11 protein-coding genes are annotated in these 13,031 nt (G+C 38.4%); all 11 read right to left on the reverse strand.

Annotation, left to right across the window (positions count from 1 at the left end; genetic code table 11):
• Positions 1-20: 20 nt before the first annotated feature.
• Positions 21-1,103: a glycosyltransferase gene (locus H6G77_RS06555; protein ID WP_190590689.1), complete on the reverse strand. Its 1,083-nt coding sequence runs from the start codon at positions 1,101-1,103 to the stop codon at positions 21-23.
• 776 nt (positions 1,104-1,879) lie between these two features.
• Entirely contained in the window at positions 1,880-3,193 is a 1,314-nt protein-coding gene (locus H6G77_RS06560; protein ID WP_190590688.1) for an NAD(P)H-dependent oxidoreductase, read from the reverse strand.
• Between the two features lie 151 nt (positions 3,194-3,344).
• On the reverse strand, positions 3,345-3,914 hold the full coding sequence (rfbC, locus tag H6G77_RS06565) for a dTDP-4-dehydrorhamnose 3,5-epimerase (protein ID WP_190590687.1): 570 nt from the start codon (positions 3,912-3,914) through the stop codon (positions 3,345-3,347).
• Between the two features lie 181 nt (positions 3,915-4,095).
• Positions 4,096-4,956 (reverse strand): phytanoyl-CoA dioxygenase, encoded by an 861-nt coding sequence (locus H6G77_RS06570; protein WP_190871143.1) that lies wholly within the window; start codon positions 4,954-4,956, stop codon positions 4,096-4,098.
• Positions 4,957-5,033: 77 nt separating this feature from the next.
• A complete protein-coding gene (locus tag H6G77_RS06575) occupies positions 5,034-5,867 on the reverse strand; it encodes a phytanoyl-CoA dioxygenase family protein (protein WP_190871144.1) in 834 nt (277 codons plus the stop codon).
• A 159-nt stretch (positions 5,868-6,026) separates the two neighbouring features.
• On the reverse strand, positions 6,027-6,848 hold the full coding sequence (locus H6G77_RS06580) for a phytanoyl-CoA dioxygenase family protein (RefSeq protein WP_190871145.1): 822 nt from the start codon (positions 6,846-6,848) through the stop codon (positions 6,027-6,029).
• A gap of 7 nt (positions 6,849-6,855) precedes the next feature.
• Positions 6,856-7,899 carry a glycosyltransferase family 2 protein gene (locus tag H6G77_RS06585; RefSeq protein WP_190871146.1) on the reverse strand — a complete coding sequence of 348 codons (1,044 nt, stop codon included), beginning with the start codon at positions 7,897-7,899 and terminating at the stop codon, positions 6,856-6,858.
• 24 nt (positions 7,900-7,923) lie between these two features.
• On the reverse strand, positions 7,924-8,874 hold the full coding sequence (locus H6G77_RS06590) for a glycosyltransferase family 2 protein (RefSeq protein WP_190871147.1): 951 nt from the start codon (positions 8,872-8,874) through the stop codon (positions 7,924-7,926).
• 214 nt (positions 8,875-9,088) lie between these two features.
• Positions 9,089-10,117, reverse strand: a complete 1,029-nt coding sequence (locus H6G77_RS06595) for an SDR family oxidoreductase (RefSeq protein WP_190670406.1) — start codon at positions 10,115-10,117, stop codon at positions 9,089-9,091.
• 176 nt (positions 10,118-10,293) lie between these two features.
• Entirely contained in the window at positions 10,294-11,508 is a 1,215-nt protein-coding gene (lhgO, locus tag H6G77_RS06600; protein WP_190590726.1) for an L-2-hydroxyglutarate oxidase, read from the reverse strand.
• 97 nt (positions 11,509-11,605) lie between these two features.
• Positions 11,606-12,379 (reverse strand): glucose-1-phosphate cytidylyltransferase, encoded by a 774-nt coding sequence (rfbF, locus tag H6G77_RS06605; RefSeq protein ID WP_062287188.1) that lies wholly within the window; start codon positions 12,377-12,379, stop codon positions 11,606-11,608.
• Between the last annotated feature and the right edge of the window lie 652 nt (positions 12,380-13,031).

Raw genomic sequence — 13,031 nt, forward strand, 5'->3', positions numbered from 1 at the left:
CTTCTTACTTCTGAATTCTTCTACATACAAGTTTGATCAATAAGTTGCTCAACCTTCCTAAAAAATACTGGTTCTGAGAAATTGTTCACTGCATGATTACGAATATTTTCATAATTCCAAGTGATGCGTCCGGACTCTAGTAATGCAGCTTGTAGAGAGTCTGGTGATTGTCGTTTAAAAAAGACTCCAGTTTCGCCGTGAATTTGGGTATCTAAAACACCACCAGCACCATAGGCAATAACTGGTGTACCACTAGCATTAGCTTCTACAGGAACTAATCCATAATCTTCTAAGGCTGCAACAATCACTGATTTGGCTTTTGCAAACAAATCTTTACGTTTGCGATCGCTAACATGACCTAAAAATTCAATATTATTTAATGCCTTGGCTTTGAGGCGTGCTTGTTCTGGGCCGTCACCTGAGATTAATAATCGCCACCCCAACCAATTAAAAGCTTCGATGATTATATCTAGCCGCTTATAACTGATCATCCGTGCAGATGCTAAATAATAATCTTCTTTGGTATCAGAATAAACAAACTTACTGGTATCAATTGGATAGTTAACTACAATTGCGGGTTTACCATAAATCTGTTGAATTCTCTTAGCAACAACGCTGGAATTGGCAATATATAGGTCAGGTTCCTGAGCATATTTCAAGTCTACATTCCGCATCAATTGAAAAATTTGTTCAATTAACGGCGCGAAATATCGATAATCTCCATACTCACGTAAATATGTTTCTGTATCCCACAAAAAACGGGTGACATTATGACAAAAACAAACATGGTGAGCATCAGGTCTTTTGCGTACAGCTTTGGCAAAACTAGTGCTACTGCTAATAATTAAATCGTAGTCTTGCAAATCCAAAGCCCGAAAAGCAGGAAAGTAAAAGGGTGCCATCATTCTAAAATATTTGGCTGCACCCGGAATTTTTTGTAAAAAAGTTGTATTGACTATCCGCTCACCTAAATCAATAGTTTTTTGTGGGTCATACAACGAAGTAAAAACATCGGCTGTGGGGTAGCGCCTACATAATAATTCAAATACGCGCTCTGCCCCTCCACGCTGTGTTAAATAATCATGGACAAGAGCAATTTTCATAAATTTAATTCAACCTGCTACCAAATTTTATTAGACAAGTAATTTAATTAATTACTGTTAAAACTTTAGTGTTTAGAACTATAAAATTTTATAACCAATTCATTGGTTCAATAGAATACTTTTTGGCAATATTTATCTGATTTTTTTAGTTGCTTCAATTATTTATAATAGTTACTTCTGATCAAAATTCATTATTCAGCAAAAATATTTCTTTAGAGATAGAATAAAGACCGAATTGGAAAAATTGCTAGACTCAGATCCCCGACTTCTTTAAGAAGTCGGGGATCTGGTTACTCACGAATGATTAAATTTAATGTCAGAACTCAGGAGTCAGAATTAGATAAAGCCAAACCGTAAGAATTCAGGAGTCAGAATCCAGGAGCCAGAAGAGTTAAAGAATAAGGAGAAATATTTGATGAGTCAATTTGCTAATCTACAAATAGATACCTCTAAATTCTGACTTCTGACTCCTGAGTGCTGAATTCTTACGCCAAATCTTACACCACATTGAATAATGATTGTGAGAAATAAGTAGAAGGACTAAATTAAACCTAACTTGAAGTTGCCGGGTTTCGACACTTCGACAAGCTCAGTGCATCGCTGCGCTCAACCCTCGTCTTCTCAAGGATCGAGCATTGAGCGTTCGCGTAGCGTCTCCCTTGGGGAGAAGTCGAAATGCGTCTTCTAAATAATTGTGTCCACCTACTTAGATTTATTGTAAAGACGTTGTATACAACGTCTCTACTCACTTCTACAATCTAAAATTCAAAATGGGATTACCCAACAGCTACGAGAACTTTTTCAGAAGCAAAATAAGCATTTTGTTCTGCGCGTAATTGGTCACAAAGTCTACCTTCGGGTAACTCTACATCGTCATAAGTCAGCACTTGATCGCGGGGAATATCTCGTTTTAAGCGACAGCCTTCAGCTAAACCCATTGGTAGAAGTTTTTGTGCTTGAACGATGGGTGAATTTTCACATTGACCGTAGGTCATATAGTAACCAATGCCGTCGAGAGTTTCGCCAGCTTTCAAATCGATTTTGGCCGTTGTGACTACATCGACCATTGGTTTATTAATTGGAGCCATGACTGCATCATGGAATAAGACAGCACGAGCCACTGATAAGGGAACTTCAAAATGACAGAGGTGATAAGGAGTATAGAAGCTATAGAGAGGCCCTTCACCTAATTTGTAGAGGTTGAGGTAGTGGCGTTGTTTGGGGTCGTCGTGGGTAGCGAAGACAAATACACCGGGGCCTGGTTTAGCACCAACTACATAATCGACGATACCGCCTAATTCTTTGAGTTGGTCAATGTCATACATATTGGTCATTTCATCAACATGACCTGTGAAGTCATAGCCCAGCATTCCCCGTTTAGCGACTTGCATTCCAGTAGCATTAGCGACGATCGCCTGCTCAAAGGAAATTTTGCTACCATCAGCAAAGCTTGTTACCATGTGGGCTTTTTGTCCCCAACGTTTAGCAAAGCCTTCTTGGGTGGTGGGGTTGCGATAGGGGTCTTGCAAGCCTTTGATGTTACCGCACAGTAATGGTGTTAAACCAATGCTCTGCACGAAGCGGTACAGATTCATTTCTACCCCTGGTTGGTCGCCATCGCAAGCACTGAGGATAACGCCTGCTTTGTCGGCGTAAACTTTCAGGATGGGGCCGACAGTACCATCGAGTTCAGCATTCATCATAATGACATGCTTGCGATGGGCGATCGCTTCCATAACGATATGAGCGCCAAATTCAACTGCGCCAGTTACTTCAATAATTGCTTCAATGCTCTCGGCTTGACAGATGATTTTAGCATCGTCGGTGATTGTATATTTGCCACTGGCGATCGCATCTTCTAAATCGCTGACAGTGTTCACCACTTGCACATCTGCAATACCAGCTTCTGTATAAGCTCTTTTGGCTCCATCAATACTGCGGTTGAAGATAGCAACTAACTCCATTCCCGGAACAGAATTAATAATTTGATTAGCAATTCCTCGCCCCATAAAGCCAGCACCAATCATTCCCACTTTGATGGGATTACCAGCAGCAGCACGAGCTTTTAAAGCATTATCAATAATAATCATGAAATCCCTCTGATTGCTATTTGTTATATATTCAGAATTACTGTTAATCAATTAGGCAGCTAACACTGACAGAAGCCTAGCAGAATTTTGAAAACTTCCCTTCTGCCTCCTGCCTGCTTGGTGAGCGAAGTCGAACCACTGCCTTCTGCCCTTATACATTTGCCGAAACAGCTTCAGCTTCTCCAACACGCATCATACTCAACAATGGCCAATTCAAATCTTTTTCAGAAATTTCTGTGACTTCTACAGGCCATTCAATGTTGAAAAATGGGTCATTGTAGCGTAAGCCACGCTCATATCCTGGTGTATAAAACTCACCAACTTGATAGATAACTTCTGCATCATCGGTCAGTGCTTGATAACCATGAGCAAACATTTCAGGAACATATAAAGCCCGACGATTTTCGGCGGTTAATTCCACACCAATATGCTGTAAAAATGTTGGTGAATTAGGACGCATATCAATAATTACGTCATAAATTGCCCCTTGAGTACAGCGCACTAATTTTGTTTCGGCTGCGGGGTGCAGTTGATAGTGCATTCCCCGCAGAGTACCTTTTTTATAGTTATAAGATAAATTACATTGAGATACTACTGGTTTTAATCCGTGGGCTTCAAATTCTTGAGCGCAAAAATATCTAGCAAAAAAACCGCGATGATCATTTTTGGCTTCTAAGTCAATAATGTAAGCATCTTGAAGACTTGTAGCGGTGAAAATCATGAATTACCTCAATATTAATGTTTGATTGTTTCAGAATTTGGGAGCTATAAATCAGTACTCAAAATACTTAAAAAATCAGGAAAAATTCATGAATATAAATATCAATTATCCTAGATATATTTTAAATACTCACCCTTCGACAAGCTCAGGGCATCGCTTCTGAATACTGAGTTATAAACTCTTACTTAATTTGTGAAACCAGAACTTTTTCTGATTCAGGTACAGTCACTTCAGCTCTGGGATGGGTATCATCCCAAAATTGTGTACACAGGTCTGGTCTTTCAGGAGGGTTAGCTGTGTAGCAAAAGAACAGGGTTGAGCGTGTTTCGCTGCGTACAGTTCCGTGATGTAAAGTATTTTTAGTATCTACAAAAATGATTGTACCTGCTGGCCCTGGACAAGATTTCCAAGCTGATTGAGGTATGACTTTTTTGACAATTTCATCATCAATCCCCATATAGTTTGACTTTAAAAGCTGGTAGTAAAGCCACCAAGATTTCAGACTAAATAAATGTGTTAAAGAACGGGGAATGTATTGAAAAGGGCCAGTTTTTTCTTCTACATCATGCAAGCAAACAAAGATTTTGATTAAGCGTCGGTCTTCAGCATCGCTATGCCATAATAAAGTGCCGAATTGATGATCACTAGGGAAATCTTGGCGTAAGTGTACACCATGAAAAGTGATAGGTAGGCCAATATAATTTTCAATTATATTTAGCAATCTTTTTTGCGTTGCCCATTGAGAAAATTCTGGTAAAGCCGTCACTGTGGTAATGTGCGGCCATTTTTCGGCTAAATTTTCATTGTTGGGCTTTCGTATCCGCGACAATTGATAATTAGCAGCTTGGAGTAGTTCAGCACTAAAATCTAAACCCAAATCTGCCAAAGTTGTCGCATAAACACCATCTCGTTTGAGAGTCTCGACAATGATGCGATCGCGTGATTCTAATACTGGTAAATTTTTAGTATGTCGCCAACGTTTGAGGTTAAAAACCAAGTCGGAGTATAGGGAAAATATTTTGTATTTAATTTTTTTTAGCATGAGCTTATGATGTCGAAAATTGTCAGTCAACAGTTGGGAATTTATTTCCTCAATTACTAGAGTGATACTATGTATCACTAAGCAATTTCTTGCAGTATTTCTGGTTTCGGAAAAGTGTCATCCCAATATTGAGTGCAAAGTTCTGGTCGTTTGGGTGGATTAGTTGTATAAACAAAAAATAGTGCTGACCTTGCTTCGGTGCGGATGGTACCGTGATGTAAAGCAGTTCTGGGATCTGCAATGAGTACTGTACCGGCTTTCCCCATACAAGATTGCCAAGCTGATTTGGGAATAATTTTTTCTACTTGTTCATCGTTAATTCCTAAGTAACCAGACTGACGCAACTTGTGGTCAATTCGATAGGAATTTAAGTGCGGATATGATGTTAAAGATAAAGGAATATACTCAAACGGCCCGTGCTGTTTCTCAACATCATGGAGATAAATAATTACCTTAACCATTTTGCGGTCTTCGGAATCTTTATGCCATAATAATGTGCCGAATTGATGTTCATTTGGAAAGTCTTTGCGTAAATGTACACCGTGAAAAGCAACGGTTAAACCTAAATAATTTTCAATTATCTTTAATAGTCTGTTATTACTTCCCCATTGATAAAATTCTGGTAAATCTGTGACTGTATAAATTTGTGGTAGTCGCTTATTCAAATGAGCGTTATGAACATCTGCCATTCTGCTTAATTGTTGATTAGCAGCTTGTAGCATTTCTGGGGTGGATGGTAAGCCTAAATCGGCGAGTGTGGTTACATAAGCACCTTCTCGTTTGAGGGTTTCGACAATCAAGCGATCGCTTGATTCTAATGCCGGCAGTTTGGCTGTATGCTGCCAGATTCTCATTCTATAAGCTAACTCTGAGTTGAGTGTTGCCATTTTGCCTTTTAGTGTATTCAGCATGGCACAAATACCCCATTAATTTACTGTGATTACGTTAATAAGCTTTAGAAACCAGAATTCAGGAGTCAGAATTCTGCTAGATAGAAATTTTGTAAGTTTCTATGTATTAATTGTCAAACTTGATTCAACTCTGACTCCTAAATTCCGTATTCTGAATCCTTAGATTTTCTGGAGTGTTTCTGGTTTAGGATAAGTATCATCCCAGTATTGAGTACAAAGTCCTGGTCGTTTAGGTGGGTTAGCAGTGTAGACAAAAAATAGTGTGGAACGCTCTTGAGTGCGTACAGTTCCATGATGTAAAAGTCGCTGGGTATCAACAATAATGACGGTACCGGCTTTACCTGGACATGACTTCCACGCTGATTTAGGCACAATTTTGTCTAAGGTTTCATCGTCAATGCCTGTGTTATAAATTTTGGAATACAGGCGATAGAAATTAAGATTAGAGATAGAAGTAAACGATGCTGGTACATATTCAAAAGGGCCGTTTTTTTCTTCTACATCATTTAAGTAAATGATAATTTTAATAATCCGGCGATCTTCTGAATCTCTGTGCCATAGCATGGTGCTGAATTGACTAGTATTTACAAAGTCTTTACGTACTTGTACACCATGATAGGCAACAGGAAGACCAATATAATTTTCCAGAATATTTAACAGCCTTGTTTCCTTTCCCCAGTTATAAAAGTTAGGCAAATGGGTAACTGTGTAAATTTCTGGAGGATTTTGAGCAGAAGCTGTATAGTTATCAGTACCAATATTTGGTAATAAGCTATTAGCAGCTTCGAGTAATTGTGGTGTAGTGGCTAATCCCAAATCAGCGAGTGTTGTTATGTAAATACCTTCGCGTTTGAGGGTATTAACGATTAAGCGATCGCCTGGGTCTAGGGTTGGCAAATTTGGAGTATACTGCCAGAGTTTGATTCTATAAGCTAACTCTGAGTTTATTGCTTCTATCTTGTCTTGAAGTATATTTAGCATAGGTAGATTATTTTGTTTTGATAATAGATTTTGGTTGCGATCGCCTGTTATTTGCACATCGTACTTCTTGGGGAGTTGGTTCGTGAGCTTCGGCAAGTTTCAAGTCTCCCAACGCCATCACATCAAACACCGAAAGACTAACTAAAGCAACAAACGGAACCGCTACTTTAATGGCAGATACAGGCCATCTTCTTAAAGCTCCCAAGAAAACTTTTAAATTAACTTCTTTGCCATTTTGTAATAGCATCCGTCTGCAAAATTGCTTAGAATAGCCACATTCCTCTAGTTTCAAAATGACTTCGGGAATATGTTTATACTGCATTAATAAGGCTGATTTTGGCTCTTTTTGCCAATAACTCACACCCACAATACATTCTAAATAAGTTTCTTTAGTGACGATTATCTTACCGTGTCCAGCGCAATAGCCAGCCAAATATGCTAAAGAAATCCAATTACTTGCAGCATCCGGCCAAATTTGTAAGGCACGTTTTATAAAGTCAGCGCGGTAAATACTAGCTGTGAGAAAAATAACTGCGCCAACGCTTTTCGCAAAGCAATGTTCAAATATCGCTTTACTATCTCCACGACCATCTTCTGCATCAGCATCAAACCAGCGATTTCCCACAATTGTGGGGGGATGAACTGGTTCGTTGGTAATTTTATTTCTTCCAGAAAAATTGAGAAATAATAATCCTAAATCTTCATGTTCTTTGAGCTTATGAATTACATAAGGAATAGCTCTATCTTGAATTGGATCATCATCTCCAATTGTCCAAACATACTTGGTTGTCACAGAACTTAGGCAATACATAATATTCCGCATTACGCCTAAGTTTTCAGGATTTCTATTTGACCTAAAGGTGATATTACTCAGTTTTGCTTGCCATTTCTGAATCACAGCCTGAGTATGATCTGTAGAACAGTTATCAGAAACTAAAATTTCACATTCAGATTCAAAACCTTGAATTGCTTTTCCGAGCCATGATAACTGTTTATCTAGTAATTCAGCCCGATTATATGTAGGAATGGCAATGGTGAGTAATTTATTCATAAATGGAGAAATTTTTCAGGTTTATTAACTAACTTTTAGTGCTTTTGCGGGTAAAAATGACTTACGTATAGATGCAATGACTAAAACTAGATATGAAATAATAATGTTTATGGCTAAACCTGGCCATCTTCTTAAAGCTCCCAAGAAAATTATCCAGTCACTTTTAGTAACGATATTCTGCAAAATCATTTGCAGACAAAATGTTTTAGAATAGCCAATTTCTAAAAGTTTGGCATAAACTTCCGGTATATAAACAAACCTCATCATGAATGACCATTTTGGGTCTTGCTCCAAATAACTCGCGTGCATTGTACATTCCAAATAATTATCTTTAGTGACAATCACACTGCCATTGCTGGCACAAAATCCTGTCCAATATGCTTGGGATGCCAAATTTTTACAAGCAGATTGCCACTGTTGCAGAGCGCGTTGTACTAATGCTGTTTGATAAACTGTTGCAGTCATAAAAATTACGCCGCCAAAGCTTTCTTTGAGATAATGTTGTAAAGCCGCTTTGCCATTAGTCATTGGTGCATCACTATCACTGTTAAACCAGCGTTTTACAGTAATTTCATTTGTTAACTTATCCCTGCCATAGCAATTCAAAAAAATCAGTGCTGTCTCAGGATTTTGCTTGATAGTTTTTAACAAAAAAGCTAGAGCATTATCTTGAATTGGGTCATCATCGCCAACTGTCCAAACATATTTACCACTAGCAGCTTGAATGCAGGCAGCGATGTTAGGCATTAAACCTATATTCTCTTGATTTCTATAATATTTAAATGTAGTTTCACTAAAGATTGGTTGCCATTTTTTAATGATTTCTTGAGTGTGATCTGTAGAACAATTATCAGAAATAATAATTTCACACTCAGATTCAAATCCTGGCAGGGATTTAGCTAACCAAGATAGTTGTTGTTCTAACAGTGCGGCACGATTATAAGTAGGAATTGCAATGGTGAGCAACTTATTCATTTTTTTGCTAAGATATATTACAGGATGAAATTTAGTATTGTTAATATTGGCTTAAGAAGGCAAAAGTAAAAAGTTAAATGGCAAAAACAAGAGAATAAACAATGGTTAAAAATCCCTAAATTAATTTACGGTAATTACTTTTTACTTCTTAAGTAATTTTTATATCCCCGACTTCTTTAAGAAGTCGGGGATATAACTTTGTTAAGACTGGGATTTACTTTTTAGTCCAGAAGAAATCTTTGTCAATTTGTTCGGTACGGATGAGATACTCTAGCTGCTTTAAGCGAGTAAAACCTCTAAATAAGAAGGTGTCTTCAGTCATATCAATTTGACTGAATAAGTTAAATAATTGTTGTGCGCCTAATTGAGCATTCCAATCACATTTAAAACCAGGGAGAATGCTGTTAATTTTATCGAAGGATACGCGATAACTGCGGTTATCTGCGCCATTTTGACCAAAGCTTAGTTTACAGCCGGGGAAAGCATCAGCAATAATTTCGGCAATTTCTTTGACGCGATAGTTATTACTGGTATCACCAACATTGAAGATTTGATTATGTACAAGGTCGCGTGGTGCTTCTAAGGCACAGATAATGGCTTTACAAATATCTAATGCGTGGACTAATGGCCGCCAAGGTGTACCATCGCTGATCATTTTAATTTCTTTACTTGTCCAAGCTAAACCAGCGAGGTTGTTTAATACAATGTCAAACCGCATTCTAGGAGAAGCGCCAAAAGCTGTGGCGTTTCGCATGAATGTTGGGGAAAAATCATCATCTGCCAGGGGTCTAACATCCCGTTCAACGAGGGTTTTACATTCTGCATAAGCAGTTTGGGGATTGATGGGAGATTCTTCTGTCACATCGCCTTCTGTAGCAACACCATAAACACTACACGAAGACATATAGACGAAGCGTCGGATACCCATTGTTTTAGCTAAATTAGCAAGGCGTACAGAACCTAAATGATTGATTTCGTAGGTAATATTGGGTGCTAGTTGTCCAGTGGGGTCGTTGGAAAGTTCCGCCATGTGAACAATTGCTTCTACACCTTCTAAATCTTCTGGGGTGATGTGGCGGATATCTTTGTTGAGGGTTTTAGCGGTAATTTCTGTACCGTTGTATAGCCAACCAACTTTATAAAAGCCTGTATCAACACCGATGACTTCATGGCCACGTTCAATTAACAGAGGAGGCAATAAAGAACCTAAGTAGCCTTCTGTTCCGGTTACTAATATTTTCATTTGTGGAAATTCCTTTAAAAGTTTTGAGGTAAAAATTCAGGAGTCAGAAAATGTTTTAAAAGCCCTCTATTTGCTAGTAAGACATTTGAGATCCCCCTAAATCCCCCTTAAAAAGGGGGACTTTGACGCATTTTCTGGCACTCTGGGATACTTACGCCACTCCCAACTCCCAATGCTTATGCAACAATTACAGTTTCAAGATGGGATTGTTGGGGAACTTGAGAAGCGATCGCTTTGCCAATTTCTAAAGAAGATGTGGCTGCGGGCGAAGGTGCATTGCACACATGAATGGAGTTTTGACCAGGAATGATCAAAAAGTCGTCTACTAGTTTGCCATCATCCATTAAAGCTTGGGCGCGGACTCCCGCATGGGTGGGAACTAAATCTTCGGCTTGAACTTCGGGAATCAGTTTTTGCAAACTTTTGACAAATGCTGCTTTGCTAAAGGAACGAATGATTTCTTGGATACCTTCGTCAGCGTGTTTAGCTGCAAGTTTCCAGAAACCGGGGTAAGTCATGACTTCTGCAAAGTCCCGCAAGTCGAAGTCGGTTTTTTTGTAACCTTCGCGCTTGAGGCTGAGAACGGCGTTGGGGCCAGCATGAACTGTACCATCAATCATTTTGGTAAAGTGAACGCCCAGGAAGGGAAAATCAGGGTTTGGTACTGGATAAATTAGGGTTTTTACCAGATACCGCTTTTCTGGGGTGAGTTCGTAATATTCGCCCCGGAAAGGTACGATTTTCGCTTTGGGTTCGACTCCACCTAACTTAGCAATGCGATCGCTATGCAATCCGGCACAATTGATGATAAATTTCGTTTCAAAGTTGCCTTGATTGGTTTCCAATACTTGATTTTTCCCACTCGCAGAGATTTTCAATACTTTGGTATTGAGGCGTAAATCTCCACCTTGATTTTGAATTAATTGGGCGTATTTTAAACAAACTTGCTTGTAATTAACAATACCAGTTGAAAATACCCGAATACCTGCCACACAGCTTACATGAGGTTCAATTTCTTTTACCTCTTCTGGGCTGATTTTCTGGACTTTTAAGTTATTTTCTAAACCACGTTGATAGAGATTTTCTAACCGTGGTATTTCTTGTTCATCGGTAGCAACAATAACTTTACCGCAGATTTCATGGTCAATTTCATGCTCTTGGCAGAATTCCACCATCGAGCGACTACCATCACGGCAAAATTTAGCTTTAAAACTCCCTGGTTTGTAGTAAATGCCAGAGTGAATTACCCCACTATTATTGCCAGTTTGGTGAAATGCCCAGTTACTTTCTTTTTCTAATACTAAAATGCGTGCTTGTGGATAGCGTTTACCCAAGGCCATCGCTGTTGATAAACCTACTATGCCACCGCCGACAATCGCAAAATCGTACATATTATTTGTCATTAGTCATTTGTCATTAGTCAAAAAGCTGAAAGTAGAAGCTTGAGCATAAAATTTCATACTTCAGACTTCATACTTCCTACTTTTCTTACCATACTTGCCAAGGCGCTTTACCACTCTGCCATAGTTCTTCGAGATGATTTTTATCGCGCAAGGTATCCATTGGCTGCCAAAAACCATTATGTTTAAAAGCAGATAACTGTTCCATGTCAGCTAACTTTTCTAATGGTTCTTTCTCCCAAACGGTGCTGTCATCCGCAATTAAATCGATAACATCTGGTTCTAGGATAAAATAGCCACCATTTACCCAAGCACCTTCACCGTCGCGTTTCTCACGGAAGCTGGTGATTTTTGTTTGCTCTTGTTCTAAGGAAATAGCGCCAAAACGTCCGGCTGGTTGTACTGCTGTGAGTGTCGCTAATGTTTTTTGTTGTTTGTGAAATTTAATTAGCTCAGTGATATTTATATCACTCACACCATCACCATAAGTAAAGCAGAAAGTGTCATTTCCGACATGTTCAGCAACTCTTTTTAAGCGTCCACCAGTCATGGTACTGTCGCCAGTATTGACTAATGTTACACGCCAAGGTTCTGCATAACCAGAATGTACATTCATTTGGTTAAAACGCATATCAAAAGTTACATCTGACATGTGTAAGAAGTAATTAGCAAAATACTCCTTAATCACGTAACCTTTGTAACCACAACAAATAATAAAATCATTAATGCCGTGGGCAGAATAAGTTTTCATTATGTGCCAAAGAATTGGTTTACCACCAATTTCAACCATTGGCTTTGGTCTGATACTGGTTTCTTCACTGAGGCGTGTACCAAGTCCACCAGCCAAAATCACCGCTTTCATGCAATTACCTCGGAGATTTGTAGGGAATTATTTTTTATTTTCTGGAGATGAAGAGGATGCACTTGGTTGGAGAGAATTTGTCTTTGCTCTGTTTTTCTCCGTACATAATCTAACTAGAATTTTTGCTACTTGTATGAAGGAAAAGTAAATTAAAATCTGGAATGTGTAAAAGGTTTATGAATAGTTTTTACACAAAAAAATTATCACGTAAATGAATATAATTTTTAACAAAAATATGATTTCAATTTACGTGTAATATAAATATATACGTAATATATAGGAATACGGTTTGATTCCTGAATCTAGTTGTGTAGATAGGGAGTAGAGAATGGGGAATAGGGCGTTGAAATATTATGTTTGATCGCAACTTAGTATCAGATCAGAAATTTAACCGCCGATCAATTAAGAATTTGATTGATTTGTTTTATTTGTAGCTTTTGTGGACAGTGCAGAAAATATTTTCTAGTAATAATTAGTGCCAATTTTTACATAAACTCAGATACCCGACTTCTTTAAGAAGTCAGGTATCTAATTGTTCAATATTGAAGAAGAACTATTGACAAATGGTAAGTATTCAGTACCCAGGAGTCAGAAGTCAGAATTTAGAGGTATTTAGTAGATTAGTAAATTGATTCATCAAATAATTCTCCTC

The organism is Aulosira sp. FACHB-615, assembly GCF_014698045.1.
Lineage (GTDB): Bacteria > Cyanobacteriota > Cyanobacteriia > Cyanobacteriales > Nostocaceae > Nostoc_B.

Excerpts from the sequence above, each read along its gene's own strand:
- H6G77_RS06555 (WP_190590689.1), bottom strand. The coding sequence starts at position 1,103 with ATGAAAATTGCTCTTGTCCATGATTATTTAACACAGCGTGGAGGGGCA.
- H6G77_RS06560 (WP_190590688.1), bottom strand. The coding sequence starts at position 3,193 with ATGATTATTATTGATAATGCTTTAAAAGCTCGTGCTGCTGCTGGTAAT.
- rfbC (WP_190590687.1), bottom strand. The coding sequence starts at position 3,914 with ATGATTTTCACCGCTACAAGTCTTCAAGATGCTTACATTATTGACTTA.
- H6G77_RS06570 (WP_190871143.1), bottom strand. The coding sequence starts at position 4,956 with ATGCTAAAAAAAATTAAATACAAAATATTTTCCCTATACTCCGACTTG.
- H6G77_RS06575 (WP_190871144.1), bottom strand. The coding sequence starts at position 5,867 with ATGCTGAATACACTAAAAGGCAAAATGGCAACACTCAACTCAGAGTTA.
- H6G77_RS06580 (WP_190871145.1), bottom strand. The coding sequence starts at position 6,848 with ATGCTAAATATACTTCAAGACAAGATAGAAGCAATAAACTCAGAGTTA.
- H6G77_RS06585 (WP_190871146.1), bottom strand. The coding sequence starts at position 7,899 with ATGAATAAATTACTCACCATTGCCATTCCTACATATAATCGGGCTGAA.
- H6G77_RS06590 (WP_190871147.1), bottom strand. The coding sequence starts at position 8,874 with ATGAATAAGTTGCTCACCATTGCAATTCCTACTTATAATCGTGCCGCA.
- H6G77_RS06595 (WP_190670406.1), bottom strand. The coding sequence starts at position 10,117 with ATGAAAATATTAGTAACCGGAACAGAAGGCTACTTAGGTTCTTTATTG.
- lhgO (WP_190590726.1), bottom strand. The coding sequence starts at position 11,508 with ATGTACGATTTTGCGATTGTCGGCGGTGGCATAGTAGGTTTATCAACA.
- rfbF (WP_062287188.1), bottom strand. The coding sequence starts at position 12,379 with ATGAAAGCGGTGATTTTGGCTGGTGGACTTGGTACACGCCTCAGTGAA.